Consider the following 26,976-nt stretch of genomic DNA (forward strand, 5'->3'; position numbering starts at 1 on the left):
GCGCGCTGAGCTGGCAGGGGCCGGCAGACGGTCAGACATCTTGAGGGCCACGAGCCAGGCGTTGCCCTTCGGCCCGCTTGCTCCTTGAGCCTTGCTCCTTGCTCCAGTCCGACAGTGTTCAGTGGCCCCCGCGCGTCGGTCGGCGGCATGCCGACCGACGCGTCACTTCGTCGTCCCGCTATCCGAGAACCGAAGACGAGTCACAGCCCAGACTGGCGCGACTGGCAACGGTGAAGGAGATGCTTGCGGTGTTCTCCCAGAGGTTGTTGATGTTGGCGAACAGCCACCTCGTGGTGAGGCTGTGGTGAGCCGAGGACAGGGTGGCCGTCCGTCCCTCCGTCCCCGGCCTGATCCGGAACGTCACCACGGTGTCCCCCAGCTTCTGCGGCGGCGTCTCCTGAGCGCTCAGTGTCGTCCCGGCGAGACTGCCCGGCCCCGTCACCGACTGCACGTCGGCCACCGCCATGATCGATGCCAGATTCACCCGCTGGGTGTGGTACTGCGCCCCCACCGGGTTGCGTGTGGTGTCCGGACGCCACCAGAACGAGAACGTCGACCCCGGCGCGATCCGCCCACCGAACGGGTTCGGCGCCGACGATTCGTGGATCACGCCCTCACCCAGCCGGGTACCGATCACGTTCCGCCAGTAGAACCGGGGGTTGAGCGCCGCGTTCCCCTGCTGGATGCACTCCGGTGCGTGCGCTGCCGTGGCCCGCGCCGCCGCGGCGGGCTGTCCCTGCGCTGCGGCAGCGCTTCCCGGCAGCGACGCCCCCAGCAGCATCGCCGCGACAACTACCCCCAGCCCGCTTGCTCCTCGTGCCCCTCGCCGCATCCGCGGCACCGGCATCATGGCGCCGCGCTTGCGGCCCGTCGATGTGTCTCCTGCTTCGTACATGCTTCAGCCTTTCTCTGCTGCGTATCCCGTCGGAGTTCCGGACCGAGGTGCGGAATTGGGGCCCAGGACTCCGCCCTTGCCCTTGGTCGGGTTGACGGCGCCCACCTGAGCCGGTCGCCGGAGTCGACCGACTCCACGAGCCGGCTGGTAGGTGCGTCGCCGACCAGGAGCGGCCGAGGACGGTGAAGGCGCCCAGGGTGACGTCCTCGTAGTGGTAGTACCGCCGCGCCCGCTGCAGGCCACGCCCGCAGACGAGGATTCACAAGAACGAGGACACTGATGCGGTCGGCCCAGACTTCGACACCCGATGCGGAAGATCTCGACGCCGGTCAAGGTCGTGCCTTGGGTGGACAGCAGGCCGAACCGGCGATCCTGCGTTGAGACCATACGCGGCCCTGTGACCACTGGGTTCGAGACGTTCCAAGACGGCGTCGGCCCCCGACTGCTTGTCTGCGGCACCCTTCAGCGGGCTGGCCGATCGGGGGGGAAGAATCCTGTCACCAGCAGCAAACGGCAAGTGATCTGGCGCGGGCGTCACCCAGGTGGGTGTGCCCCCAGGAATGTCACGACACGGCCAAGGCTCGAACCTAGCCACCTTCACCGCCAGGACTCCGGTGACATCGCTGCCCTGTCACCCGGCCGAGCGACTCTCCTGGCACCGGAGAGCTCCCTTTCCAGCGGCAGGGACCACCTGAACGCCGAGGCGCGGTTCGTGACGCGCTGCTCCCCATGTGCGAGCCAGCCGCCGCAGCTCGGTGTGCGCCGCCGGCACCGAGCGGGCGGTGTCCCAGTACGGGTGCCACCACAGGCGTACGGACAGCGGCAGACGGCTGTCATCTTGGACACGCCTCCGCCCGTCCGGCCCGGCGTGCTCGGGGTCCGTGGTCGCCCCGATCATGGCCGTCCGGCCGGTGCTCCGCAGCGGCACCGCCCGTGTGTGGTCAGCCGCGGCGGCGGAACAGGCCGCGGAGGGCTTTGCCCGGCTCCTGGTCGTGGTCGTCCTCCGGCTTGGGCGGTGCGGTGCCCTGGAGGCGGGCGGCTCGGGCGGCGGCTTCCCTGCCGGCGAGGTAGTCGGCGTAGCAGTTGTGGCACATGAACGGGTTGCCGGCCTCCCAGGCGTACCCGGGTGTGGTGGTCTCCTCCCAGCGCTGGTCGGTGAACTCTTCCCCGCACCGCGTGCACACCGGCCGCCGCGCCTCCCGCTCAGCCGCCCGGCGATGCTCCTCTTCCGCGTCGGCGCGGGTGGCCCGGCTGCGGTAGAGGTCCTCGCCGTCGGGGTTGTCGGGTGCGGCCGTCAGCGTCTGCTCGCCTGTCCGTCCCCGCCGCCGCCACACCGCCTCGCCCGCGCCGTCGTCCTTCAGCTTCTCCGGGGTGGTGACGAGGGCGGGCACGGCCTGGCCGTAGTCCCGGGCCGTGATGCCCCGGTGGTAAGTGTCGTACCGGCGCGGTGCCCAGGAGCGGCGGCCCGCGCTCTCCAGCACGGCGACCGTGTTGTCGACCTTCGCGTCCGTGGTGTCCGCGAACATGAACGCAAGCGGCGGCGCAGGTCCTCCCGGCCGCTCGGCGGGTAGAGGCGGTGCCACAGCCGCTTCTCGTGGTCGAAGCTCTCGATCGCGTCCGGCCGGGACCGGGCCAGACGCACCGTCCTGTCGGCATCCGGTGGCGGCAGCGGGAAGCAGTCGGCGTACCGGCACAGCTCGTGCACGAGTTCGCAGCAGCCCGCCCCGGCACATGCCGGGGGGCTACTTCTCGGCGGAGCAGGGGTCGCAGCAGGAGGGGGCCGGTTCGACGCAGACGGTGACGGTGTCCGTGTTGTTGGTGGTGTCGGGATCCCTTTCGTTGCCGGTGGCGGTGGCGGTGTTGCCGATCAGACCGGCCTTGGTGGCTTTGGCCCGCAGCACGAGCGTGGCGGTGGCGCCGTCGGCGAGGTCGCCCACGGCCCACTGTCCGGTGGCCGGGTCGTGGATTCCGGGTGTGCCGTCGGCGGACAGGAAGGTGAGGCTGTCGGGGAGCCGGTCGGTGACGGTGACGCCGGTGGCATCGTTCGGGCCGGTGTTGTGAACGGTGATGCGGTAGGTCACCGTCTGGCCGACGGTGACGGTGGTCTCGTCGGCTGCCTTCGCCACGGTCAGGTCGGCAGCCGGTTTGACCTGCGTGACCTGCTCGTTGGAGGTGGACGTCAGCGGCTCCGGCCTCGAGCCGAGCCGGTTGTCGTAGGAGGCGGTGGCGATGTTGCTGAGCTGTTTGCCGCCGCTGGCCCGGTCGATGGTGACCCGGTACTCCACCGTGGTCCCCGCGGGCTGGGTCTCGGTGCTGGGCAGGCTGCCTCCTGCCGCGCCGGACGCGCCGTTGCCGAGGTGGAACACGACCTGGTTCGCCGCGGCGTCGTAGTACGCCTGGTCATCACCTTTCACGTCACTCTTCGCTCCGGCGTTCGGGCCGTCGACGATGCGCAGGGAACCGGGCAGATACGTGGTGCCCTGCGGGACGGTGTCGGTCAGGACGAGGTTCTCGGCTCCGCCACCGCCCTCGTTCTTGGCGGTGACGCGGTAGGTGACGACGTCGCCCACCTCCAGCGGCCCCGCCGGAATCGCGGTCTTGGCGAGCAGCACATGGGGAGCGGTGCCGAAGAAGATGCCGTCCAGGAAGTTGCCGGTGCCGCGGTTGCCGCCGGCGGCGGAGATGGAACGGAAGGCGAAGCGCGTCAGCGTCTGGCCCGCCGGGACGGTGTAGGCGCCGGTGTAGTAACCCCAGGCGGTGTTGCCGTCGGTGAAGCGCCTCTGTTCGGCCAGGGAGCCCGGCGCGCCGATGTCCAGCGCCATGGTGTCCTCGCCCTGGCGGCCACGGTGATACAGCCGCCAGTACAGCTTCGTACCGGGCGTGGTCGGCAGGTCCTGGTAGAGCGTGGAGACCTGGTTCGCGTTGAGCTCGGCGAACTGGGCGCCCTCGGCCGCCGGGACCCCGCTGAAGCCCGACCGCCACAGCTCGATCATGTGGTCGGAGGCTGTGGTGAGCCAGCCCGGAACCCGCTTGGACGCCTGCGTCTGTGAGGAGTCCGGCAGGATCTCGTAGTTGGTGACGGCGGGCTCTTCGAAGCTGCCGTTGACCAGGGAAACCCGGAGCGGGACAGCGGGAGGCGTGGTCATGGTTCGTCCCCTTGCGTCGACACTGCTGGCAGGCAACCGCTGACCGCCGCATCGATGTGAGGCCGGGGCGGAGCCGAAACAGTCAGTAGCGGATCGCGTAACGCACAAACACGTAAAGTGACAGGTGGTTGAGGTCAGCCAACCTGGTACAACAGGTTTGCGAAAGCCACGCCTGGAACGCCGTCGCCCACGCCGGATCGGCGGACCACTCCTGCAACAGACGCCTCCGCACTCGCTCCCACCCCACACGTCATGACCGGATGCCCTCGCTGCACCTCGTGCGCTCACGCTCTCCCAGGGTGAATCGGCTACCAGCGAGGTTGACGCTCCCGGCACGGTGCCCGCGCCATGCGGCTCCGGGCCCACCCGGGTCAACCAGGAAGGCCGGCAGCGCCGGCTCGTTCCGTGGCCCCCCGCGCGTCGGTCGGCGTGCCGCCGACCGACGCGTCACTTCGTCGTCCCGCTGCCCGAGGACCGAAGGCGCTTCACAACCGAGACTGGCGCGGCCGACGGCGGTGAAGGAGATGCTTCCGGTGTTCTCCCAGCCACGCCGACACGTCCCGCACGCACGACACCGACCCGCCGGCGCCGCGCGTCCAACTGGGCTGTTCCGGTTCGGCTCGCGCTCCGGTGCCTCCGCCACAGACCGCGGCCACACGATCAACGAGGGTCCTGGCCTTGGAGGTCTGGGAGGGACCGAACCCCTCGGCGCCGGAGCCGTCCACCCTTCGCCACACGCCGGCGCGGGTGTGGGCGGGGTCGGGAACCATCCCGGGTCTTCGATCTTGAGCGGTGCGCCTGCTCAGGGCCTCTGACGTTTCGTTACGCTCAGCGATGGCGGTTGGTGGCTGCTGCCGGGGCCGCAGGCGCGCCGGGAGTCCACGGCAGTACACGGCCACGGTCCCTCTCCGTGACTACGGGTGCAGCTTCTCGCCCTTCGCCAGCATCGCTACGTACTCCTCGATCCGGCGCGCCCGGGTCTCGGCCTTCTTGGCGTCTTCGATCCGGTACAGGATCGCGTAGCGGTTCTGCCGGTCCAGTGTCTCGAAGAACTCCGCCGCGGCCGGGTCGGCGGTCAGGGCCACCGTGAGGTCGTCCGGCACCGTGGCGGTCTTCGCGCCGTCGTAGGCCGCTTCCCAGCGGCCGTCTGCCTTGGCGCGGTCGACCTCGGCCTGTCCCGGCGGATGCATCCGGCCCTGTTCGATCAGGGCGGCCACCTTGTCCCGGTTGACCTTGGACCACTTGCTGCGCGGCTTGCGCGGGGTGAACCGCTGGAGCCACCACTGGTCGTCGAACTTTGCCTTCTGGCCGTCGATCCAGCCGTAGCAGAGTGCCACGTCCAGCGCCTGGGTGTAGTCCAGCCCGGCGATTCCGGGGCCCTTCTTGCGAAGCTTGAGCCAGATGCCGGGTGAGACGGCGTGGTTCTCGCCGAGCCATGCCTGGAATGCCTCGGCGGATTCGAATGCGACGATCTCCAAGTCCTGAGTCACCCCAGCAGCGAACCACACTCGGCCGATTGTCATGAGGCATTCGGCACGGCCCCGGATGCGGGATGCCCGTGGGCCTGCGTGATCATCTCTGTTCTCGACGCAGAACGATCATGCAGGAGCCACGGGCTTGGTCAACGATTCGACCTTGCTGCTCGACGTCGACGGGGTGTCCGTCGCGCGGGTTGAGCGGCCGGCCGACGGAAGGCGCCGAGTTCTCCTGATCACGGCCGACGAGACAGCCAGAGTCTGCCCGGCCTGCGGGGTGTTCGCCACCCGGGTCAAGGGCTCGGCGGTGACCCGGCCACGCGATCTTCCTTACGGCGAGAGCGGATCGGAGTTCCGCTGGCACAAGCGCCGCTGGTGGTGCCGCGAGGCCGGCTGCCCTCGCCGGTCCTTCACCGAGCAGATCCCGCAGATCCCGGCCGGTGCCAGGCTGACCGCCCGGCTGCGGGATACGGCCGGGCGCCGCATACGGGATGCCGGCTCCACGGTCATCCAGGCCGCACGGGATCTGCATCTGTCCTGGCCGACCGTGATGGAAGCCTTCCACACGCAGGCCCGCGACGTCACCGAGGCACCTCTGCCGCAGGTCACAATCCTGGGCATCGACGAGACCCGCCGCGGACGGCCGAGCCGGGAACAGGACGCGGAGACCGGCAAGTGGCGCCTGACCCGGGACCGGTGGCACGCCGGCTTCGTCGACGCCCTCGGCCACGGCGGGCTGCTCGGACAAGTCGAGGGCCGCACCGTCGCCGATGTCCTGGCCTGGCTCGCCATCACCAGCGCTCCTGGGCGAGGGGAAGATCGGGCAGACGCTGCTGACGGCCTGGATAGCCAAGGAGAACCTGCGCGCCCTCCTCGCCCTGGCCCGCACCGGAGCCGACCGCCACCAAGTCGGCAACCTCCGCTGGAAGTTCCAAGAGCGAAAGGATCAACCGCGTGATCAAGCTCATCGCCCGCAACGCGTTCGGCTTCCGCAACCCCGCCAACCAACGCCTACGCACACGCTGCGGCACCACCCGCCGAGCCCGCGGACACCTCCGCACCGCTCAACTGTGAAGACCCACCATCCCTGCGGGCGCGGGGAGCACTTTCTTCCGGCTGAGCGGCCAGGAGCCGGCCGCACGGCTGCTCCGGCAGTCCGGTCAGGCCGTAGTCCTCGCTGTCGTCTTCAGGTGGCCCTTCACTTTCATGGGGATCACCACGACGTCGTTGCCGGCGTTCGTCACCGTCACGCCGTCCGGGTGGTACGCCCTGCCTGGTGAGGAGTAGGAGTCCCACTTGCCCTCGACGGGCCGGTACTGCCCACCGTCAGCAGGCCCTCCGCACCGACCCGGCAACAGGCCACTGGACGCCCGGCCAGCCACCGACCGCACCCTCTGCCGTGTCTCCTCGAGGCGAGCGAATCCGCTTGCCACCGCTTGTGGTCTGTCAGCGGGCCAGCAGGATCGCGGCGGCCGACATCACGAGCACCGATGCGCCACAGAACGCGAGATGTGAGCGCGGGTAGTCGTACCGCTCGCGTGTCACTCCCCTGTTGATCTCCCGCGCCCACTCCGCGAACAGCTTGCGAGTCGGGTACATGCCGATCGTCAGTCCGATGAGCGCGAACGAGCACACGACGAGCATGTCTTCCACGGCGAAGCCGCGCCATACGCCGTACGCCACCCCTCCGGTGCCGCACACCACCCAGATGAAGGGGTACACCGTCCAGAACCTCTGGACCGGTATCCATTTCGCCATGGCGGAGCAGTGGAGCACGAGGGCTGTGACGGCCAGCAGCCACAGCCACTGCGTGGCAACCGACGTGAGCACGGGCTTCCCCCTGAGTCGTACGAAACCCGCAGAGAATAACAGCGAGAGGAGAGACAGCGTCGAGGAAGCCCACTTCACTCTCGCCGAACTCATAGCCGACACCCACGCCGGTGACCTTCCCGACACGGTGGGCGGTTAGGTCAGCTTCCTTGGCCGGCTGGGAGTGGGGCATCGCCTCAAAAGGCCTCCAGTCAGTGGGCGGAGCGCACCGCAGGGGGCCAACCGCAGCACGGTGCCCCACCCCTCGGTCGGTCTCGCCCTGGCGGGCCGGGCCGGCGCTCGCCCGAGCTCCGTGCTCGGGGTCTCCGTCAGCCGGAGCACCGTCCTGCGCCGGTCGGCGCCCTTCCCGAGCCGGAAGTGGCCGCCCCAAGCGTGGTCGGCGTCGACGAGTACGCCACCCGCAAGGGCCGCCACTACGGCACCGTTCTCGTCGGCGTTGAAACCCGCCGTCCTGTCGACCCGCTGCCCGACCGGGAGGCATCGAGCCTGGCGGCCTGGCTCGCCGATCGGCCCGGCGTCGAGGTCGTGTGCCGGGACCGGGCGCCGTTCTTCGCCGAGGGCGCCACCGCCGGTGCACCGCGGGCCGTCCAGGTCGCGGACCGGTGACACCTCTGGCACGACTTGAGCGAGGCCGCCGAACGGAGCGTCGCCCAGCACCGTCACCGCCTCCGTGCTCTGGCCCCCACGGCCCCTGGACCCGGACCTGCACCCGAGGCTGTTCCGGCCGCAGCCGGGTCACGTTCGATGCCCACCACTTCAGGCTGCACGTGCCGCCCTCGCGGGAGGATCGCTGTCGTGGTCGACCGAATTCCGCAGCCGTCCGCGTGAGTTGCGGGTGGGTGTGGGGATGGTGAGGACGGCGAGGCAGGCGATGACGAGGGCGGTGCCCATCCAGCCGGTCGCGGGAAGGCGTTCGCCGACGCTCAGGACGGCGAGAGCGGCCGTGACGGCCGGTTCGAGCAGGGACAGGGTGGTGGCGGTGCTGGCCGGGCACGTAGGCAAGGCCCCGGCCGAAGAGGACGTAGCCGGCGAACATGGCATCACCGTATGACGTGGTCCTTGCCCGAGCCGATGCCGACCGTGGCCGTGGACAGCCCTGCACTGCCCAGCGGGTGGGCAGCAGAGCCGAAATGGGACGGCTACCGCGCCCGGTTCGCCGTGTACGCGGGCGGGCGGGTGCCGCCGCGCTCCCGGCCAGGGACGGACATGACCGGTTTCCTTTCTCGACTCTGTTCTGTTGCGTGCAGAGGGGCCCGTGCCGGAGAACGCTCAGGCAGTAACCGTTGCCGAACTGACCGGGCTTGCAACATGACGGAAGCCCTCCGCCGTGCTCCACGCGGTCAAGCGCCGCGGCCGACGACCGATCGGCGGTTTCGTGGAAGTCGGTCGCGATGTCGAGAACGATCTCAACTGGACGGCGTGACCGGGGACCTCACGCCCATCCACTGTTCGGCACCCCACTCCTCGAACCGTTGCACCTCGGTGAACCCCAGCTTCGCCGCGAGGCGCATCGAGCGGTCGTTGGCGGTCTGGGTGCAGAGCACCACAGGCTCCCCGGGAAGCGCGTCGGCGAACCAGTCGAGCGCCGCCGCGCACGCCTCGGCGGCGTATCCGCGTCCCCATGCCTCGGGCAGGAACAGGTAGCCGAGCTCGGCCTCCCCCGCATCCGGGCGGACATGACTCCGATGCTCCGCGTCGCGCCGGTTGAGTTCGACGGTGCCGATCATCGCTCCGTCGAGCTCGACCACGAAAAGGCCGGGGCGCTTCTCGGGAGTCTCAGGCAACACGCGCTCAAGCTCATCACGCGGTCGAGGACCACCGATGTAGGCGCCCACCTCCGGCGAGGCGAGCAGCTCGATGATCGCCGCGCGGTCTCGGGCCGCGGGCTCCCGGAGCACGAGCCGCGCGGTCCGTATCGGGGCAGGTGGCCAGGTGACGGCCCCGCGTTCAGTCATGGCGGGCAATGTAGCGCACGTCCGCCGGCCGTACGTGCCTCATCACCCACTGTGCAACGGCCAAGGCAGCAACAAGTCACTCGATACAGAACCGGGGCGTTCCCGGAAGTCGGGGCCGGGTGCGCACGGCTGCCGGACGCCACCGCGCTGGACGGGGTTGTGTGATCTGTCGGTGCGTCTCAGCCAGTTGGTGTCTCACGGTGCCCGCGGGGGGGGCTCAGAGTGGCCAGTTACGGAGGGCGGCGTCGGCCAGCTCCTGTAGCTCATCCCGGCCGACACCACTCGCAGCTTGTACCGCGATGCCGTAGGCGAAGGTGGTGCCGTAGCGGGCCAGTAGCGCCGGATCGGTCTGCGCAGGCAGGTCACCGTCGTCGACGGCTCGCTGGAAGAAGCACTACGCACATCGGGCCGAAGTGCGACGCGGGACCGCTGGAGGACGGGCACTAAGCGACCGCCGCAGGCGTTGTGCCGGTACCGGGATGCGCCCGGGGGCCTCGGGGGGAGTCCGGAAGGGGAGCGATGGACAGGCAACGGCTGGTCGATCTGGGGGAGTCCGGGGACGATCTCCGCCGCGACCCCCATGCGGTGTACGCCCGCCTGCGTGAGCGGGGCCCCGTGCACCGCGTCCGGTTGCCGGGAGCGGGCGAGGACTACGAAACCTGGCTGATCGTGGGGTATGAAGAGGCGCGCGCCGCCCTCGCCGACCCCCGGCTGGCCAAGGACGGCGCCAAGATCGGCGCGACCTTCCTTGACGAGGAGATGATCGGCAAGCACCTGCTGGCAACCGACCCCCCTCAGCACACCCGTCTGCGCGGCCTCGTCACCCGCGCGTTCACGATGCGCCGGGTGGAGCAGCTCCGCCCGCGGATCCAGCAGATCACCGATGACCTGCTGGACGAGATGCTGCCGCGCGGGTACGGCGACCTCATCGACTCCCTCGCCTTCCCGCTGCCCATCACTGTCATCTGCGAACTGCTCGGCGTCCCGGACATGGACCGCGCGGAGTTCCGGAAGATGTCCACCGAGGTGGTCGCACCGACCAACGGGACCACCGAGTATGACGCGATCGTCCGCCTCGCCGAGTACCTCACCGGACTGATCGAGGACAAGCGGTCCGCCGGACCGACCGACGACCTGCTGAGCGACCTGATCCGCGCCACCGCCGAGGGCGGCGACCGGCTCTCCGCGCAGGAACTGCGCGGCATGGCCTACCTGCTGCTCATCGCCGGTCATGAAACCACCGTCAACCTCATCGGCAACGGCGTCCTCGCCCTCCTCACCCACCCCGGGCAACTCGCTGCCCTCAGGGCTGACATGAGCCTCCTCGACGGCGCCGTCGAGGAGATGCTGCGCTACGAGGGCCCGGTGCAGAGCGCCACGTTCCGCTACGCCCGCGAGCCCCTGGAGATCGCCGGCACGCCCATCGAGCAGGGCGAGCAGGTGGTGGTCGGCCTCACTGCCGCCCAGCGCGACGGCGACCGCTACAGCGACCCGCACCGTTTCGACATCCGCCGTGACACCCGCGGCCACCTGACCTTCGGCCACGGCATCCACTACTGCCTGGGCGCACCCCTGGCCCGCTTGGAGGGCCGTATCGCCGTCGGCACACTCCTGGAGCGCGCCTCCGGCCTCGCGCTCGACGGTTCGCCGGGCGAGTGGCTGCCGGGCCTGCTGATGAGAGGGATGCGCAGCCTTCCGGTGCGCTGGTGAGGAAGCGGGGCGCGACCTCTCACATCGGTGAGACGGCGAACCGCACCTGCGTCAGGTCGCTCGCTGGGGCGGCCAGCTCTGGCAGAGCGACCACTCCTCAACGCAAGCCCTCCCGCCGCTGACTCCCCGGGGCCGCTCCTCCTTAGGTCCGGCACCGCGCATCCGGTCCACCTGCCCTGGGCCGACCGGATACGGCCGCGTATGGTGGCCGCTGCGCTGAACCGCGCATGGCTCTCCGAGCCGATCCCGCCCACCGGCTACGTGCCCCGCTTCCTCACCCCGGCCCCCGCCGGGCCGGCCCCCGCCCCGGCGGCAGAGCCGGACGCGATCCGGGCCTCGGCCGCCGACCGGGTACGCCACAACCTCGATCGGAACGGCACCCCCTGGCCGGTGACTTCGTCCGCTTCGCTCTCGCGGACGAGGTTTGGCTGCCCCTGGCCCGGAGCGCTGGCCGGCGTCGGCCTCTTCGCCCGCACGGACCTCGCCGAAGGCGTGTGGCTGCCGCTGGCCCGCGCCAGCGCCGAGCCCGCTTGAAGGCGATCTGCAAGAAGCTCACGGCCTGAATCCGCCACCGGGCGCCGGGGGCTCATGCGGTCCGGCTCAACGGCGGGGCGGTGGCAGCCGAAGGGCGCCGTCAGGTGGCGGTCCGGCTGAGAAGTTCGGTGAGGAGCGCGGCGACCTGCTTCACCTCGATGAGGAAGCCGTCGTGGCCGTACGGGGATTCGATCACCCGGAGGCGGCCTGCGGTGGGGATGCCGGCCGCCAACTCGGTTTGCTGGGAAGGTGGATAGAGGCGGTCCGTGTCCACTGCGGCGACGAGCGTTCTGGCCGTCACCCGGCTCAGGGCGGCGCGCACACCGCCGCGCCCCCGGCCGATGTCGTGGCTGTTCATGGCCTCGGTGAGAGTGACGTAGCTGCCCGCGTCGAAGCGGCGCACCAGCTTGGCGGCGTGGTGGTCGAGATACGACTCGACCTGATAGCGACCGCCGTTCCAAGGGTCCTCCGTGGCCTGCGGCGTGCGGCCGAAGCGGCTCTGCAGCTCCGGTTCGCTGCGGTAGGTGACGTGGGCGAGACGGCGGGCCAGGCCGAGCCCGGCGTGCGGGCCGCGTCCGGGGTCCGCACCGTGGTAGTCGCCGCCGCGCCAATTCGGGTCACCGCGCACGGCGTGTAGCTGTATGTTCGCCCAAGCGATCTGCTCCGCGCTCGCCGCGGCCGCCGTGGCGAGCAGCAGCAGCGCCCCCGTCCGCTCCGGATAGGACACGGCCCACTCGAGCGCCCGCATCCCGCCCATCGATCCGCCGACGACCAGCGCCCACCGGTCGATGCCGAGCGCCTCCGCCAACTCCGCCTCTACCAGCACCTGGTCACGCTGGGTCAGGAACGGGAAACGGCTGCCCCAGCGGCGTCCGCCAGGGGCGAGCGAGGACGGCCCGGTGCTGCCCTGACAACCGCCGAGCACGTTCGGGGCGACGACGAACCAGTGGTCCGTGTCGAGCGCCCGTCCGGTGCCGACGATCCCGTCCCACCAGCCGGGACCGGGGTGACCGGGACCGGCGGCGCCCGCGACATGGCTGTCGCCGGTCAGGGCGTGCAGTACCAGCACCGCGTTGGAGCGGTCGGGCGCCAGCCGCCCCCATGTCTCGAACGCCATGCGCACACCCGGGACCTCGCCGCCCGCCTCCAGCGCAAGCGGTGCGTCGCGTTCGTACCACTGGCGACGCCCGGGCGGGTCCCCCTCTCGCCAGGCCCCGGAGGCCGGCGGGAGGGGGACCTCGGAAGGCGGCAAGACGGTGTTCAGGACGCGCCCTTCGCCGCGCGGAACCCCGCCTCCAGGTCGGCCTTCAGATCGGCGAGGTTCTCCAGTCCGACCGACAGGCGCACCAGGCCCGGGGAGGCGCCGGTGGCCGCCAGTTGCTCCTCGTCGAGCTGGCTGTGCGTCGTGGAGGCCGGGTGGATGATCAGGCTGCGCACGTCGCCGATGTTGGCGAGGTGGCTGAACAGCTCGACCGCGTCCACGAACCGCTTGCCGGCCTCGACGCCGTCACGCAGCTCGAAGGAGACCAGCGCGCCCGCACCCCGCGGCAGGTATGTGCGCCCCGCCTCGTACCACTTGCTGGATTCGAGACCCGGGTAGTGCACGGCGGCCACCTCGTCCCGCTGCTCCAGCCACTGGGCCAGCGCCAACGCGTTGGCGGAGTGCCGCTCGATGCGCAGGCTCAGGGTCTCCACGCCCTGCAGCAGCAGGAAAGCGGAGTGCGGGGAGAGGGCCGGGCCGAGGTCACGCAGCAACTGCACGCGCAGCTTGACGGCGAAGGCGCCCGGGCCGAGCGCGGGCCAGTACCGCAGGCCGTGGTAGCTGGGGTCGGGCTCGTTGAAGTCCGCGAACCGCTTGGCGTGCGCCCCGAAGTCGAAGGTCCCGCCGTCCACGACCACGCCCGCGATCGCTGTGCCGTGCCCGCCCAGGAACTTGGTCGCCGAGTGCACGACGACGTCCGCACCGTGCTCGACGGGACGCAGCAGATACGGCGTCGGCAGGGTGTTGTCCACGATCAGCGGCAGCCCGGCCGCGTGCGCCACGTCCGCGACCGCCTCCACGTCGAGCACGTCACCGCGCGGATTGCCCAACGTCTCGGCGAACAGTGCCTTGGTGTTCGGCCGGATCGCCGCCCGCCAGGCCTCGAAGTCGCCCGGGTCGTCCACGAACGACACCTGGACGCCCAGCTTCGGCAGCGTGTGCCGGAACAGGTTGTAGGTGCCGCCGTACAGCGAACTGCTGGAGACGACGTGGTCGCCGGCGCTGGCCACCGTCAGGATCGCCAGGGTCTCCGCCGCCTGCCCGGAGGAGAGCGCGACGGCCGCGACCCCGCCCTCCAGGGCGGCGACGCGCTGCTCGAAGACGTCCTGGGTGGGGTTGTGGATGCGGGTGTAGATGTTGCCGGGCTCGGCCAGCGAGAACAGGTCGGCGACGTGCTGCGTGTCCCGGAACACGAATGACGTCGTCTGGTAGATGGGGGTCGCCCGGGCACCGGTCGTCGGGTCGGGCGCGGGTCCCGCGTGGATCTGCTTGGTCTCGAACGACCAGGCGGAGGTGTCGGGGCCGGGGGGATGTTCCTCAAGGGTGTGGCCGGCGGTGACGGCATCGATGGGCTGGCTCATGTCGTGCTCCCTGGTGCGGAGGGCGGGAACGCCTGCGGTACGGGGGCGCCCGGGGTACGGGGACGCCCGCGGTACGGGGGCGAAGAAAGCGCGGCGAAACCTCATACTGCGAACCGGGCCCGGGGAAAGGCGCGTTGTGGCGATGCGGTGCCGTGCTGTGGGGAAGAGCACTGCTCGAAAGGCCGGAGCGGACTCAGCTCACGGCGGGACAACCCGTGGTGGTGACACGCACGTAATCGACGTGGCGGCGGGTCACGAGCACGGTCATGGAGCCAGATAGCCACATGGAAGCGGCGACGCACCAGCACATCTCGATCGGCTCACCCCTGCGGGGTGAGCATCGTCAACCGGTTGCTGCTGCCTCCCGACATCGTCCTGGGTGGTCGACGGGCACAGCGCCCACGGCGGCCTGGCGGCGGGCCTCCTCGCGGATACGGGCTGCGAGCGGGCGCCTACGGCGTCGGCCAGGCGCTGAGCGAGATCAGGTCGGGGCGTAGATCTGGCCTAGCGCTCCACGGTGTGCTGGGAGACGCCGGGCACGTCGGCGACCGCAGGTGCCCTTGAACTGGCGCACCAGGTAACGCATCTGCGCGCCTGCGGATTTCGTGATGGGGCGGGTGCACGCACGCTGCACGGCGGGGTCCAAGCGGTCGGCGGCCAGACCCATAGGAGGTTCCCTTCTGGATCGGCTGTAAGGGGTTGTGAGGGCTGATCACCCGGCCTGACGGGGGAGATTCAGCCGTCGGGGCGGGGGATCGGCCGCGAGAGGGGCGTTCGGGGCGCGTGCGGAGGTGTTGGTTCCCGGGACTGCCACGTTGTGTCTCAGCTCGGCGCGGAACCGAAGCGCCGGGCTTGGCGCAACTGCCTGTGGCGCCTGACGGATACGGGTTGGCGGATGTACTTCCACCAGGGGCACGCCGACCGCCTGAGCCCGGGACGCGGCCCGCCCCCGCCGCCGGCTACCTGCGGCTGGTTCCCTCCGGTGTGGGGTACGCCGGGATCTGCTCCCGCGGCGGTGCCGAGCGGTCCGGGCCGGGCCGGGCAGTCGTACGGGTGCCGGGGGTGGCCGTGGGGCTCGGGGGCGCGCCGGCGCCGGTGCTCTTGCGGGGGCTCGGGGTGGCGGAGTCCGAGGCCGGTGCGGTCGGTCCCGGCGGGGGTGTGGGGCCCGGCGCGGTCGCGGGGGGCGGCGGAGCGAGCGGAACCGTCGGCATCGCGGGGCCGGACGGGCCGGACAGGTGCAGCGGCAGCGCGACGAGGGCCGCCGCACACGTCAGGGCCGCCCCGACGGCGGCGCGCAGCAGTCTGCGGCGGCCCGCCGTGCGGCGGATCGCCTCGTAGCGGCCGGGTGGCGGGCCGAGGTAGTCGGCGGGCGGCCGGAGGATCACCGTGAGCGGGTCGTCGGGCGCGGACTCCGGGTCGTTGTCAAAGCGAGTGGTCAAGGTTTCTCCTCAGGTGAACGCGGAGCAGTTCCCGGGCCGCGTGCAGGTCGGCCTTGACGGTTCCTTCCTTGCGTCCGGTCAGTGCGGACACCTCCCGGATCGGCATGTCAGCGTAGTAGTGGAGGAGGATCGGGACGCGCAGTCGTTCCGGCAGGGACTGCACGAGCAGGCGCACCGAGGGATCGCTCTGCTCGGTGTGGGGGCTGAGCGAGGCCTCGGTGGTGGCGCGGCGTACGGCCCGGCGTTCGCGCTCGAGCTTGCGCCAGTGGTCGCGGATGATGTTGGCCGCGGTGACGTAGAGGAAGCCGCGGGGCTCCTCCACGGACGTCCAGCGGGCCCAGAGCCGGGTGAACGCCTCGGAGGCGATTTCGTGAGCCGTCTCGTCGTCGTCGACGAGGCGGCGGCACCAGCCGGCGAGGCGCGGGTACAGGGCGGCGAACAGTTCGGACGCTGCCTTGTCGCGGGACCGTTTCAACGCTCTCCAGGGTCGGGGTGCCGGGTCGGGCACGGGTGGGGGCTACGGGCGGGCCGACGCCCCGCGGGGGGGATGAGAACGGGTCGGCGGCGTCGCGTTCGCCGGCCCGGCCGCCGCCGCGGGGCGCCGGTTCGTCACGGACCGGTGGAGCTGACGGTGGCGAAGACGATCACGTTGTCACGGTAGCCGTGGCCGTCGCGCAGGCCGCCGCAGGTGATGAGCCGCAGTTCTGGGCGGTCCACGTTCCCGTAGACGTCTTCGGTCGGGAAGTGCGCCTTGGCCACCGTGCGGGTGGTGGTGACGGCGAACTCCGCCTGCGTGCCGTTCTCCAGGCGGGCCACGATCCTCTCGCCGGTCCGCAGCCGGTCCAGGTGGCGGAAGACTCCGTTGCCGTAGGAGCCGACCGTGACGTGGCCGAGGATCACCGACGGTCCGCGCTGTCCCGGCGTCGGCGAATGTCGGTACCAGCCCGCCCGGTCGTGTGCGGTGACCGGGGGGACCTGCACGGTGCCGTCCGGTGCCAGGCCGAGGCTGAGCAGTGGGGTGTCGACCCCGATGGCCGGGATGCGGAGCCGGACCGGTACCGAACGGCGCAGCGGGCGCGGGGCGTCGCCGGTGCCCGACGGGCTTGCCTGCGGGGTGCCTTCGGCGCCCGGGGTGCCGTGGTGGGTGCCCTCCGGGTGGACGGGTGCGGGCCGGTCGGTCCCGACGCCGCCGCAACCGGCCAGCAGCGCGGTCAGTGCCGCGCCGCCGAACGCGCGCCTGGAGAGCGGTGTCATGCCCCGGTCGCCCGGCGGCGGACGACGAAGGCGGCTCCGCCGGCCAGCACCAGCGCCGCACCGGCGGCGCCGCCGATCAGCCCGTTCTGGGAGTGGGAGTCCGCGGCGGGGGTGATGACGCCGGTGTCGGGTGCCCCCGCGGGCACCTTGTCGACCTGGTCGCGGGCCGGGGCCTGAGTGGGTTCGGTGCCCGGCGTGCGGCTGTCCTTGGTGCTGCCCTGGGCGGGGGCACTGGGGACGGAGGTGGCCACCTTGGAAGGGGCCGGGGCAGGGGCATGAGTGGGCTTGGTCCCGTCGGCGAAGGCGGGCACGATGGCCGCCAGCACGGTGGTGCACGCGAGTGCCGTGGCACTGAGGACGGTTCGGCGCATCGGATGGCTCTCTCTCGTCGGCCGCCCGCACGGTTCGGCGGGCGGTTGCAAATTCCGAGCGGAGAGACGAGGCGGGGCGAGACCAGGTTGTAAAGAGAAGGCAAAGGCGCGGAAGGGAGGGGCAGCTCGCGCGCCTGCCCGGCGCCCGACCGGGTCGCGCGAAACCCCGCCCGCCGGTGCGCCGGGGTCGTCGGAGCCGCCGGGATCGTACGGAGCCCGATCCGCTCGGTGGCCCGGGCGCCTGCTGCGGGTACCGGCCGCGTCCGGGGGGCCACAGCGGCGCCGTGTCCCACCGATCACTGACCCTACTGCTCGTCCTCTGCCTCGGTGCGGCGGGCTGTACGACGGTCACGGCCGCCACTGGCGAGCGAGGCCGGCCACCCTCTTCTTGGAGTCACATGCGCATCAGGGCATCGCGCTCACTGAGCTGCGCAGGCTGCGGCGGCCTTGTCCGCCACCGGCTTAGGGGCCGTCTCCGGTTGCGGCAGCCAGAAGGATGCCGGCGGCGACATGGAGGTGCTGGCGCACCTTGCCCGCGTGGTTGTCAGCGCCTGGGAAGGGTCGACCGCTTTCGCCGCATGGCGAGTTGGCTACCACCCCAGGGGTGAGGTGGTCGAGCTGCCGCGCGGCGGCCTGCGGAGCCAGGCCGACAAGCGGGCCTGTCAAGATCACAACTTCGTTCGGCGGGGCACGTTGCCCGAAACGCAACCGAAGGCCGGCCAGGTGACTTGGGCCGGGGGCGGATCGCTCACACGTCCGCCGGCAGGAGCGGTTGAGTCGTACAGACCCTGGCGCACCGCCGCACCTGCATCCTGTCCGCCCCCACTGCCGGTAGCGGTGGGCCCAGCGGGCGGTGGTGGGGTGGCTGGCCTGGAAGCGTTCCGCGGCCGCCGCAACGGCCAGCCGTCGTCAACGACACACCAGGCCAGGCTCAGCCTGCCGGTCGGCGTCAGCGGGGCACTACGTGGTACACGAGGGCCTTCCAGTTCGGTGCGGATTGCGACGTCTGCACCGACAGAAGGGCCCTCGTGTACCACCGTGATGCACCACTGACCGAGATCATGGGAACTACGGCAACTGTCGGCATCCGCCGCAGGCGGCCGGTCCTCGAGGTGGTCGATCAGCCGGTGACCGTGTCGCGCGGCTCGCCGCCGTCGGCCAGGGCCTCGGCGGCCCGTTCTCGGTAGGCGCGGAAGCGGCGCAGGTACGACCGTGCCATGGGGCCCGGCGGGACGCCCCGGGCGAAGGCTCGCATGTTGCGTTCGCCCGTGTTGTAGCCGAGGGCGAGGAGTTCGTCGCGGGTGTAACGGCGTACGTGCCGCCTCGCAAGGCTGCGGTCGAGGTCCTTCAGGTGCAGGGCAGCCGTGCGGACGGCGAAGGCGGAGTCGTCGCGCAGGTCCTGCCATCGCCCCGGCAGGCCGTGCGTCCGCTGGACCCGCTCGAACGTCGCCCGGTGCATGTTGGCCAGGCCGAAGGACGCCCCGGGCTTCCACCACTGCCACAACCGCTCCAGCAGCGGATGGTGCGGCTTGTACGCCTCGTTGTGGAGCACCGTCATCACGAGCAGGGGCGAGACCCCGGCCTCCCGGGCACTGCGCACCACCACTGCCGCGTAATCGGCCGGCTCGTAGCCGCCGGGTCGCAACGGCGGCGTCCGGGCGTCCTCACGGTCCGCTGTCCGGGCTCCTTGCTTCGCTGCCGCCGTCGATCGTTCGGCCATTGTCGATCACCCTTCCACCGTCCTGAGGTGCACGTGCCCCCGTGGCCCTGCCCCAATCCAGGGGAGGTAGTGACCTGCTCGCTGCCAAAATAAGATCGCTGGACAGGCGAACCCGCATCGTCCTCAAAGGCCACCACGACCGGGTGAGCCGGCCGCGTGCTCCGCGCCGCTGCCTCCGGGTCGTGCACGCCGCCGGCTGTCCGGTGCCGCCCCGTGCCGGCCGCCCGGCTGCCGTGCCACCGTCTCCGGCCCGCCCCCGGGCCCCGGGCCCCGGCTTCCTGACTGTCTGGCTCCGCCTTCGCCTGTCGCCGCGCGGGTGTTCGTCCCGACGGACGGGCAGGCCCGGGCTGCGGCCTGGTGTCGGCCTGCACCGCTTGGTGGTCGGGCCGGCTCGCCGTGTCGGTGTCAGGTCAGCAGTTCCCGTAGCCACGACCGTTCCGCGCGGCTGGTGGTGCGGGCGATGGCGAGCATGCCGCGGCGGTAGGGATCGTCGGTGTCCTCGGCGCCCAGGAGGCGGTCGCCATCGTGGAAAAAGCTCGCGGGCTGTTCCAGGAAGTCCAGTCGCCGACGCAGTACCGCGTGCTGGTCGGCGCGGTCGGGAAGCTGGGAGAGAAAAGCCAGGACCGTGAAGAATCGGGTGCTGTCGCTGATGTCCAGGCCGTCGGCTTCCCGCAACCGGCGCAGCAGCTCGGTGCGGCCGGCAGCGGTCAGGCTCAGGGTGTGCCTCTGGACGGCCGAGGCGCCCGGCTCGGCTCTGCGGTCGAGCAGCTCAGCCTTGACCAGGCGGTTGATCGCCGGATAGAGGCTGCCGTCGCTGACCGGGCGGGCATGGCCGGACAAGTGCGCTATCCGGCGGCGCAGTTGGTAACCGTGCAGCGGCCCCGCGGCCAGGAATCCCAGGATCGCAAGTTCCAGCATGCTGTTACTCTCGCACATCGAAACGAGGTACCTCGAATCGACATAGGGGGCAAGGGTGGCGTATACCGAGGATTGGGTGGTCACGCGAGCGCGCGACGCGTACGAGCACGGCCGGGCATCGTTCGACGTACGGCCCGAGCGCACGGCGCTGCTGGTCATCGACATGCAGGACGAATTCGTCCGCCCCGGGGGGAGCCCCTACTGGGTGCCCGCGGCCACCCGGATGGCACCCCGGCTGCGGCAGCTGGTCGAAGACTGCCGGTCCGCCTCGATCCCGGTGATCTGGACCATCTTCGACGACACCCATCTCGGACTGGACCGGCCGCACGCCCTGCGCTTCCTCCCGCATGCCGACACCGACTGGCGCCGCCCGGGCCCCGCCGAGGTGTGGGCTCCGATGGGCCGCCGCCCCGATGAGGCCCTGATCCGCAAGCCCTCCTACGGCGCGTTCTACGACACCCCGCTCGACACGATGCTGCGCAACCTCGGCCGCGACACGGTCATTGTCACGGGCACCCTCACCAACTACTGCTGCGGCACCACGGCCCGGCAGGCATACGAACGCGGCTACAAGGTTGTCTTCGGATCCGACACCACGGCCACCGACGACGAGTCCCGCCAGGAACCGGAACTCGCCGTCCTCCGCAAAGGTTTCGCACTCGTGCTGACCGCCGAGGAGATCACGAACCGATTGATCGCAACCACCCCGGCATCGGAAGACGGGGACAGGGCGAACGTTGCCTGATGCGACACCACGTCCTTCCCGGAGTGAGAGGGTGACGCTCATGGCGAGGGCGGACGCAGAGCAGGGAGGCGCCGGGCAGCAGGAATTCGTTGTGGATATCGGGCTGAGCTGGTTGGCCATGACGTCCGGCTATCCGGTGTGGCTGTCCGCCGAGGACCACGACAGGTTCATTCCGAGCAGCGGGCCGGTGGACGTCCAGCTTCGTCTGGTGGAGGACGCCGGCGCCGAGGTCAGCCGCACCATCGTCCTGCAGATCGGTGAGGACGTGCGGAGGCTGCTGGCCTGCAATCTGCCGGACGAGGTCCTCCGCACCGTATGGCTCGGAGCGACGAAGCGCTACTTCGACCCCGCACAGCACGGCCTGACAGGGCGGGACTGGCTGCGCCGCATCGAAGCGGCGTGGACCACCGGCATGCAGCGGTCCGACGCGACATTCCGCCCGTCGCCGCCGCAGGCCGTGACAGACGCCAGGCTGCGCAGTGCGGTCCTGGAACAGATCGGTGCCGTCGCCGACGCCCTGGAAGAAGCAGCCGTCGGCGGGTCGGTACCCGGCCTGGTCCCGGCACTGGAGCAGGTGGTCGACGAAGCCTGTGCGGACGTCGGCTTCCGGCTGTTCCTGAGGTCCATGAAGGCGTATTTCGTGGCGATCGACGAGGGCCGCTGCGACGCGTTCACCGCCCTCGGAGAGCGTTTCGGCTATCCGGAGTTCCTCGTGGACGACAACCTCAACGTCGGCTAGGTGGAGTGCGGCCTGGTAGGCGATGGCGAGTTTGTCGCATCGTGTGGCCAGGCCGCGCCGTTGTTTGAGGCGGTTGATGCACCGCTCGACGGTGTTGCGCTGCTTGTAGGCGTCCGCGTCGAAGCCGGGCGGGCGCCCGCCTTGGCGGGCGCGCCGCAGACGGTGGCCGGTCTGGTCCGAAGGCTGCGGGATGACCGCGCGGATCTGTCGGCGGCGCAGGTGGCCGTGGATCGCGCGGGATGAGTAGGCGCGGTCGGCCAGGACCGTGATGGGGCGGGTCCGGGGCCGGCCGGGGCCGGTTCTCGGCACCCGGATGCGGGCCATGACCGTCTCGAAGGCGGGCGCGTCGCCGGCCTGGCCGGCTGTGACGGCCAGAGCCAGGGGCCGCGCGTGGCTGTCCGCGGCGAGGCGGATCTTGGTGCGCAGCCCGCCGCGGGAGCGTCCGAGTGCGTGGTCGGCCGGCTCGTCGCGGCCTTCGGCCCCCTTTTGAGTGCTCCGGCGGCGTGCTGGTGGGCCCGGACGACGGTGGAGTCCACCGACACGGTCCAGCCGATGTCGTCGACGGCGTCCGCTGCCGCGAGGACGGCGGTGAGGATCTTCTCCCAGGTGCCGTCGACGGCCCACCTGATCAGCCGCTTGTGGGCGGTCTGGAACGAGCCCAGCTCGTCGGGCAGGTCCCGCCAGGGGGAGTTGGTGCGGTACTTCCACGCGATGGCCCCGAGCGTGCGGCGGTGGTCGGCCCACCCCCGTCCGCGAACCGGATCGGCCGGCATCAGCGGCTCGATCCGGTCCCACATCGCATCAGTGATCACTGATCGGACAGGCACATCCGATCAACTGATGAGCCCACCAAAGAGACACGCTCTAGCCGGACACCAGGTTCAGGAGAGCGGCCCGGACGCTGACGCCGCCCAGGGGGTGGGGTGAAGCGGAGGCGGAGGCCAGCAGGGCACTGGGACGACGGGCGCGGGCCGATGCCGCAGGCGCGGCTGGCCGGCCTCCTTGCCCAGCAGGCGCCGCACGGTGGCCGGGGCGGCGGCGAGCAGGCCCATGCAGTGATTGCCTTGGTCACGCAGCACGGCTGCCTGGCGGGAGCCGATACCGTGCACGGCTATGAACCCGGCCGCGAAGGCAGCACACCCAGCCGCAGCGCTGCGGTCGGCACACGGTGGGTGGCGAGCCACGCGTGGACCGCCAGCCCCTCCGGCCAGGCGAGCGGCCCCACCATGGCAGCTCGCACCGGGCGTCCCGGCCGGATCGCCAACGAGAAGGACGGAAACGTCATCGGCCATGAACGATTCAGCGACTCCCGGTCACGAGTTCGAATCGACCGGGCACCGGCCCGTCACCCCGGTCCGCATCCACACCACCAAGCGCGCTGATCGATCGCCGGATGCCGGCACTCCCCCGGGCCCATCCCCGATTCCCAGTATGAACACAGGAGGCATACGTGCGATCAGGGAACCCGGTGGATGTGAGTAGAACTGCACTGCTGGTCGTCGACATGATCAACACCTACGACCACAAGGACGCCGACCTGCTGCTTTCCTCGGCTCGGACGGTGGTTCCGGTCGTGGCGGACGTCTTGCGACGCGCGCGAGGTCTCTCGGTACCGGTGATCTATGTGAACGACAACTTCGGTGAGTGGCGATCGCACCACGGCGAGTTGCTGGACCAGGCTCTGAGCGGACCGCACGGCTGCCTGGTGGAGCCTTTGAAGCCCGACGGAGGTTCCCTCTTCGTACTGAAGGCCCGCCACTCCGCCTTCTTCGAGACCCCCCTGGAGTACCTCCTGCGGCAACAGAACATCGACCAACTGGTGCTCACCGGGCAGGCGACCGAGCAGTGCGTGCTCTACTCGGCTCTCGACGCCCACATCCGTCACTTCGAGGTGACCGTTCCCATGGATGCCGTAGCGCACATTCACGAGGACCTCGCCCGGGCCGCACTGCAGATGATGGAGCGGAACATGGGCGCACGCGTGTGCACGAGTCGGGACCTGTGGAGGTGACCGGCTCCGTGACCGCTCCCAACCGTCGGAGAGCGGCTGCAGGCGGCCCTGCGGATCATCGCTGAACCTGGTACATACTCTGCCGCGCTCACGCCAGGGAACGGACACGACCGCTCGATACCCGACATCCGGGCTGCGGCCCTCGCGCGCCCTGGCCACGCTGGTGCGGCTCGGGAGCCAGCCGGAGCCGGCCCGCCGACCGGCCCAGCCGGCATCGTCGTCCGGCGATTCCGGACGACGATGCCGCATCCGCCGGGGTGGGTACCACGGAAGAGCGGGTAAGGGTTCGGGACGATGCGCCCGTTCGAGCGGTCGCCATGAGGGACACGGGAGGCGGCCCGCTCCCGGGCCCTCCGACGCGGCGGCGCCGGTGGGCCCGGTCCGACTCTCACCATGGCCTCGGAGCCGGAGACCCTGACCGCAGAGATGTCCTCGCCGGAACCCGCCCCGAGTCGGCCGTCGGGCGGTCCGTGTCGCGAGGCCGCACAGGTTTCGGGGCCTCACATGAGCGTCTCCAGGAAAGCCGTGCGGGCGCGGCAGGTGGCCGCGGCCGACTCGGCGCCGGGACGGCCGTCGAGGGTCCGGGCGCGTTCCAGGCAGGCCGAGTGGCACCGGTCCACCCGGATCCGGATGGCGTCCTCGTGCTGCCGGTTCTCCTTGCACAGGATGCGGTTACCACCACGAGCTGCCCATGTGGCTGTGCGTCTCTAGCGACCCGTTCCGGTGTTGCCATCGTCACCCGGAGGGTCCCGCCGCTTCCTCTCGCCCGGGTCCGATGCGTCCCCCTCCCCGTCCAACAGCTCCAGGAGCGCAGCGTCTGCCCTCTTCTGGTCCTCCTTCGTCAGTTCGAGAGGCGTGTTGTTGTAGACGGTGTACCGATCGGGATCAAGGATGTTGGCGGCCCGCAAGGTGAACATCAGCAGGGGGCGCCATCCCTTGCGGTGGCCAACCCTCACTTGTATCTGGGCCTTGTAGTCACGGGCCTCCGGGAGAAATCCCGAAAACGGTGCCTCGAACTCGATGAAGAGCTGTCGCGCTTCTCTGCCGGCCACAACGAAACCGGCCGGCAGCTTCGCTTCCCCGTCCGGCCCCGGCTGGAGACGAGACGGCGAGGACACCCACAGGAGTGGCAGATGGGAGGCGGGCTCATGGGGGAAAGTCAGGATGAGGTCCTGGACGACTATCGGCTTGGGACCGGTGTTGTGAAGGACGAGCGGGAGCCGCAGGCGAGCCGTGGAACAGCGGACGATCGCTGCGAAGGAATGAGGCTCCCACGCCTTCAGGCGTCCCTGCCGGGCGTTGAGCCACCAGAACGACGCGACGGTGAAGACCAGTGCGCAAGCCGACACAACACTGGCGCCTGTAAGTGATGAGGACGCAATCTGACCCGCCGCGACCATCAGCGGAACCACAGAACCAGTGTGACAGCCCCACCGCGGGCTCGCTAACAGGACCGAGTGGCGCGTGGGCGGCAGCAAGGGCGGATCCTGCTGCCGCAAGTGTCCGCCGACAACCCAACGTGCGTCATCACGGCGACCGCTGTGCGGAGGCCCGGCCGGCATCGGGCTGCTGATGCCGCTTGCCGGTCATGAGGCGCCCTCGGGGGTGTGCGGGTGGCGGAGCTGCCGGCGTTCGGCGCCCAGGTCGGCGAAGTAGGCGATCAGGTCCGGGTTGTCGACCGCCGAGGGATCGAGGACCTGCTCGGCGGGGGCGCCCTGGAGGAGGCGCTTGACGGGGACCTCGAGTTTCTTGCCGGTCTTCGTGTGCGGGATGGCCGGTACGGCGAGGATCTCGTCAGGGACGTGGCGGGGTGAGGCGAAGGCGCGGATCGCCTCCCGGATCCGGTCTCGCAGGGTGTCGTCCACGGTCACACCGGGCGCGGGGACGACGAACAGGGGCATCCAGTAGCCGCCGTCGGGTTCCTCCGCGCCGATGACGAGGGCTTCGGTGATCTCCGGGAGGCGTTCGACGATGTCGTGGATGTCGACGCTGCCCAGGCGCACACCGTTGCGGTTGAGGGTGGCGTCGGAGCGGCCGTGGACGATCACCGAGCCGTGGGGGGTGAGGGTGATCCGGTCGCCGTGCCGCCACACGCCCGGGTAGGCGCCGAAGTAGGCGTCGCGGTAACGGCTGCCATCGGGGTCGTTCCAGAAGTACAGCGGCATGGAGGGCATGGGCCGGGTGACGACCAGTTCGCCGACCTGGTCGACGACCGGTTGTCCCGCGCCGTCGTAGGCCGCGAGCGCCACGCCGAGATGGGGGGCGGACAGCTCGCCCGCCCAGACAGGGGTCGTGGGGGCGCTGCCGGCGAAGGCGGAGACGACGTCGGTGCCGCCGCTGGTGGAGGCTGTCTGGATGCCTGTGCCCACGTGGTCGCGGACCCAGGGGTAGGCGGAGGCGGGCAGGGCGGAGCCGGTGCTGCCGATGGCGCGGATGGCCGACAGGTCGTGCGCGGAGGGTTCGATGCCGAGTTTGGCCATGGCCAGCAGGTACTGGGGGCTGGTGCCGAAGACGGTGACCTTGTGGCGGGCGGCCAGTTCCCACAGGATGTCCGGACGTGCCACCGGTGCGGGGCTGCCGTCGTAGGTGCAGGTGGCGGCACCGGTCAGCAGGGTGGAGACGACCAGGTTCCACATCATCCAGTGGGTGGTGGTGTACCACAGCAGGCGGTCCCCGGCGCCCAGGTCGCAGTGCAGGCCAAGGATCTTGAGGTGCTCCAGCAGGACGCCCCCGTGCCCGTGGACGATGCCTTTGGGCAGGCCGGTGGTGCCGGAGGAGAAGACGATCCACAGCGGGTGGTCGAACGGCACCGGGGCGATGGTGAGGTACTCGGTGCGGGTGGCCGCGTCCTCCCAGGGAACCGTCGGACTCGCGGTCCGGGCCTCGGGCCAGCCAAGGTCCAGGTGATCCACGAGCACCGTGGCCTTCAGCGTGGGCAGGGCGGCGGCCAGGTCGAGCGAGGCGGCGCGGCGGTCGTGCGTGGTGGCGTTGAAGAGGTAGCCGTCCGCCGTGATGAGCACCGTGGGTTCGAGCTGGGCGAAGCGGTCGGCGGCGGCCTTGGGCGCGTAGTCCTGGCCGCACACCGACCACACCGCGCCCAGGCTGGCGGTGGCGAGGAAGGCGATGACGGCGTGAGGGGTGTTCGGCAGGTAACCGACCACCCGGTCGCCGATCCCCACGCCCAGGTCGCGCAGGGTGGCCGCGACGGAGGCGACCCGGGCGCGCAGCTCCCGGCCCGTGATCTCGTAGCCGGCTCCCCGTCTCGTCCAGTGCGGTGATCGCGGGAGCGTCCGGGTGCAGGTTGCGCAGCGCGTGGTGCGCATAGTTCAGGGTGGCGCCTGGAAACCAGCGGGCGCCGGGCATGGTCCCCTCCGCAAGCACCCGCTCGTACGCAGTGGTCGCGTCGACCTCGAAGTATTCCCACGCCGCGGCCCAGAACCCTTCCAGATCGGTGACCGACCAGCGGTGCAGGGCCTGGTAGTCGGTGGGGTCCTGGACTCCCTTCGGCGCCGCGGTGTCGGGCGGCCCAGCGAGCGAAGTCCGCGATGCGGCTGCCGGCGGCCTCCTTCGGGTCGGGCGCCAGGAAAGGCTCCGGGTACGGGGTGGTCATGG

The 26,976-nt window shown here is 70.8% G+C and carries 24 protein-coding genes and 4 pseudogenes; 8 read left to right on the forward strand and 20 right to left on the reverse strand.

All coding sequences use genetic code 11. The features are described from left to right. Positions 1 to 178: 178 nt before the first annotated feature. From D9753_RS00885 to D9753_RS00910, 4 genes are all read right to left on the reverse strand, one after another. Positions 179 to 895: a hypothetical protein gene (locus D9753_RS00885; protein WP_240467976.1), complete on the reverse strand. Its 717-nt coding sequence runs from the start codon at positions 893 to 895 to the stop codon at positions 179 to 181. Between the two features lie 941 nt (positions 896 to 1,836). Beyond that, positions 1,837 to 2,421 (reverse strand): hypothetical protein, encoded by a 585-nt coding sequence (locus D9753_RS00895; RefSeq protein WP_240467977.1) that lies wholly within the window; start codon positions 2,419 to 2,421, stop codon positions 1,837 to 1,839. Between the two features lie 216 nt (positions 2,422 to 2,637). Then, the gene (locus D9753_RS00900; protein ID WP_121785284.1) at positions 2,638 to 4,041 is read right to left on the reverse strand and encodes an isopeptide-forming domain-containing fimbrial protein; all 1,404 of its coding nucleotides are present in this window, start codon (positions 4,039 to 4,041) and stop codon (positions 2,638 to 2,640) included. 914 nt (positions 4,042 to 4,955) lie between these two features. Beyond that, entirely contained in the window at positions 4,956 to 5,564 is a 609-nt protein-coding gene (locus D9753_RS00910; protein WP_205614019.1) for a YdeI/OmpD-associated family protein, read from the reverse strand. Between the two features lie 94 nt (positions 5,565 to 5,658). On the opposite strand from D9753_RS00910, the gene D9753_RS00915 reads away from it, so the two are divergent. Beyond that, a complete protein-coding gene (locus D9753_RS00915) occupies positions 5,659 to 6,474 on the forward strand; it encodes a helix-turn-helix domain-containing protein (protein ID WP_205614020.1) in 816 nt (271 codons plus the stop codon). A 488-nt stretch (positions 6,475 to 6,962) separates the two neighbouring features. Here the strand turns inward: D9753_RS00915 and D9753_RS37455 are convergent, their stop codons facing one another. Beyond that, positions 6,963 to 7,346 carry a hypothetical protein gene (locus tag D9753_RS37455; RefSeq protein WP_240467979.1) on the reverse strand — a complete coding sequence of 128 codons (384 nt, stop codon included), beginning with the start codon at positions 7,344 to 7,346 and terminating at the stop codon, positions 6,963 to 6,965. A gap of 357 nt (positions 7,347 to 7,703) precedes the next feature. Here D9753_RS37455 and D9753_RS37460 point away from each other — a divergent pair, with 357 nt between their 5' ends. Further along, on the forward strand, positions 7,704 to 7,952 hold the full coding sequence (locus D9753_RS37460) for a transposase (protein ID WP_240467980.1): 249 nt from the start codon (positions 7,704 to 7,706) through the stop codon (positions 7,950 to 7,952). A 150-nt stretch (positions 7,953 to 8,102) separates the two neighbouring features. On the opposite strand, the gene D9753_RS00930 is transcribed toward D9753_RS37460, so the two are convergent. The 3 genes and pseudogenes from D9753_RS00930 to D9753_RS37465 form a co-directional block, all read right to left on the reverse strand. Beyond that, entirely contained in the window at positions 8,103 to 8,348 is a 246-nt protein-coding gene (locus D9753_RS00930) for an EamA family transporter (protein WP_338057955.1), read from the reverse strand. Between the two features lie 404 nt (positions 8,349 to 8,752). Further along, positions 8,753 to 9,301 (reverse strand): GNAT family N-acetyltransferase, encoded by a 549-nt coding sequence (locus tag D9753_RS00940; protein WP_121785287.1) that lies wholly within the window; start codon positions 9,299 to 9,301, stop codon positions 8,753 to 8,755. Between the two features lie 217 nt (positions 9,302 to 9,518). Then, positions 9,519 to 9,689 (reverse strand): annotated as a pseudogene (locus D9753_RS37465) (TetR/AcrR family transcriptional regulator); the annotation flags it as partial. A 131-nt stretch (positions 9,690 to 9,820) separates the two neighbouring features. Between D9753_RS37465 and D9753_RS00950 the strand changes: the two are divergent. Both D9753_RS00950 and D9753_RS36910 read left to right on the forward strand, forming a co-directional pair. Continuing rightward, a complete protein-coding gene (locus D9753_RS00950; RefSeq protein ID WP_205614021.1) occupies positions 9,821 to 11,011 on the forward strand; it encodes a cytochrome P450 family protein in 1,191 nt (396 codons plus the stop codon). A 201-nt stretch (positions 11,012 to 11,212) separates the two neighbouring features. Then, complete coding sequence (locus D9753_RS36910) at positions 11,213 to 11,545, forward strand: hypothetical protein (RefSeq protein WP_205614022.1); 333 nt, start codon at positions 11,213 to 11,215, stop codon at positions 11,543 to 11,545. 100 nt (positions 11,546 to 11,645) lie between these two features. On the opposite strand, the gene metX is transcribed toward D9753_RS36910, so the two are convergent. The 9 genes and pseudogenes from metX to D9753_RS01010 form a co-directional block, all read right to left on the reverse strand. After that, positions 11,646 to 12,809: a homoserine O-acetyltransferase MetX gene (metX, locus tag D9753_RS00960; protein ID WP_121785288.1), complete on the reverse strand. Its 1,164-nt coding sequence runs from the start codon at positions 12,807 to 12,809 to the stop codon at positions 11,646 to 11,648. Beyond that, complete coding sequence (locus D9753_RS00965; protein ID WP_121785289.1) at positions 12,806 to 14,167, reverse strand: bifunctional o-acetylhomoserine/o-acetylserine sulfhydrylase; 1,362 nt, start codon at positions 14,165 to 14,167, stop codon at positions 12,806 to 12,808. The genes metX and D9753_RS00965 overlap by 4 nt, the downstream gene beginning before the upstream one ends. A 959-nt stretch (positions 14,168 to 15,126) precedes the next feature. After that, positions 15,127 to 15,606, reverse strand: coding sequence for a hypothetical protein (locus tag D9753_RS36915; RefSeq protein ID WP_205614023.1), 480 nt, complete (start codon positions 15,604 to 15,606; stop codon positions 15,127 to 15,129). Continuing rightward, the gene (locus tag D9753_RS00985; protein ID WP_121785290.1) at positions 15,590 to 16,081 is read right to left on the reverse strand and encodes an RNA polymerase sigma factor; all 492 of its coding nucleotides are present in this window, start codon (positions 16,079 to 16,081) and stop codon (positions 15,590 to 15,592) included. The genes D9753_RS36915 and D9753_RS00985 overlap by 17 nt, the downstream gene beginning before the upstream one ends. A 134-nt stretch (positions 16,082 to 16,215) precedes the next feature. Continuing rightward, positions 16,216 to 16,860, reverse strand: coding sequence for a class F sortase (locus tag D9753_RS00990; RefSeq protein ID WP_121785291.1), 645 nt, complete (start codon positions 16,858 to 16,860; stop codon positions 16,216 to 16,218). Beyond that, positions 16,857 to 17,231, reverse strand: coding sequence for a Tat pathway signal sequence domain protein (locus D9753_RS00995; RefSeq protein ID WP_121785292.1), 375 nt, complete (start codon positions 17,229 to 17,231; stop codon positions 16,857 to 16,859). The genes D9753_RS00990 and D9753_RS00995 overlap by 4 nt, the downstream gene beginning before the upstream one ends. Before the next feature lie 828 nt (positions 17,232 to 18,059). Next, positions 18,060 to 18,217: pseudogene (locus D9753_RS01000) on the reverse strand (IS481 family transposase); the annotation flags it as partial. 134 nt (positions 18,218 to 18,351) lie between these two features. Further along, entirely contained in the window at positions 18,352 to 18,951 is a 600-nt protein-coding gene (locus tag D9753_RS01005) for a lytic transglycosylase domain-containing protein (protein WP_121785293.1), read from the reverse strand. A gap of 405 nt (positions 18,952 to 19,356) precedes the next feature. After that, positions 19,357 to 19,869: a PadR family transcriptional regulator gene (locus D9753_RS01010; RefSeq protein WP_163010575.1), complete on the reverse strand. Its 513-nt coding sequence runs from the start codon at positions 19,867 to 19,869 to the stop codon at positions 19,357 to 19,359. 76 nt (positions 19,870 to 19,945) lie between these two features. On the opposite strand from D9753_RS01010, the gene D9753_RS01015 reads away from it, so the two are divergent. Then, a complete protein-coding gene (locus tag D9753_RS01015; protein WP_240467981.1) occupies positions 19,946 to 20,614 on the forward strand; it encodes a cysteine hydrolase family protein in 669 nt (222 codons plus the stop codon). 91 nt (positions 20,615 to 20,705) lie between these two features. Further along, entirely contained in the window at positions 20,706 to 21,353 is a 648-nt protein-coding gene (locus D9753_RS36260; RefSeq protein ID WP_163010539.1) for a hypothetical protein, read from the forward strand. On the opposite strand, the pseudogene D9753_RS01020 reads toward D9753_RS36260, so the two are convergent. Continuing rightward, positions 21,342 to 22,180: pseudogene (locus tag D9753_RS01020) on the reverse strand (IS5 family transposase); the annotation flags it as partial. The gene D9753_RS36260 and the pseudogene D9753_RS01020 overlap by 12 nt on opposite strands. A gap of 147 nt (positions 22,181 to 22,327) precedes the next feature. Between D9753_RS01020 and D9753_RS36265 the strand changes: the two are divergent. Both D9753_RS36265 and D9753_RS01025 read left to right on the forward strand, forming a co-directional pair. Then, positions 22,328 to 22,735: a hypothetical protein gene (locus tag D9753_RS36265; protein WP_163010576.1), complete on the forward strand. Its 408-nt coding sequence runs from the start codon at positions 22,328 to 22,330 to the stop codon at positions 22,733 to 22,735. Between the two features lie 92 nt (positions 22,736 to 22,827). Further along, complete coding sequence (locus D9753_RS01025) at positions 22,828 to 23,364, forward strand: cysteine hydrolase family protein (protein WP_121790812.1); 537 nt, start codon at positions 22,828 to 22,830, stop codon at positions 23,362 to 23,364. Positions 23,365 to 24,071: 707 nt separating this feature from the next. Here the strand turns inward: D9753_RS01025 and D9753_RS01030 are convergent. Next, the gene (locus D9753_RS01030) at positions 24,072 to 24,776 is read right to left on the reverse strand and encodes a hypothetical protein (RefSeq protein ID WP_121785296.1); all 705 of its coding nucleotides are present in this window, start codon (positions 24,774 to 24,776) and stop codon (positions 24,072 to 24,074) included. Between the two features lie 174 nt (positions 24,777 to 24,950). After that, a pseudogene (locus D9753_RS01035) lies at positions 24,951 to 26,974 on the reverse strand (acetoacetate--CoA ligase). Positions 26,975 to 26,976: the final 2 nt, after the last annotated feature.

It is taken from the genome of Streptomyces dangxiongensis (genome assembly GCF_003675325.1).
Classification (GTDB): Bacteria; Actinomycetota; Actinomycetes; order Streptomycetales; family Streptomycetaceae; genus Streptomyces; species Streptomyces dangxiongensis.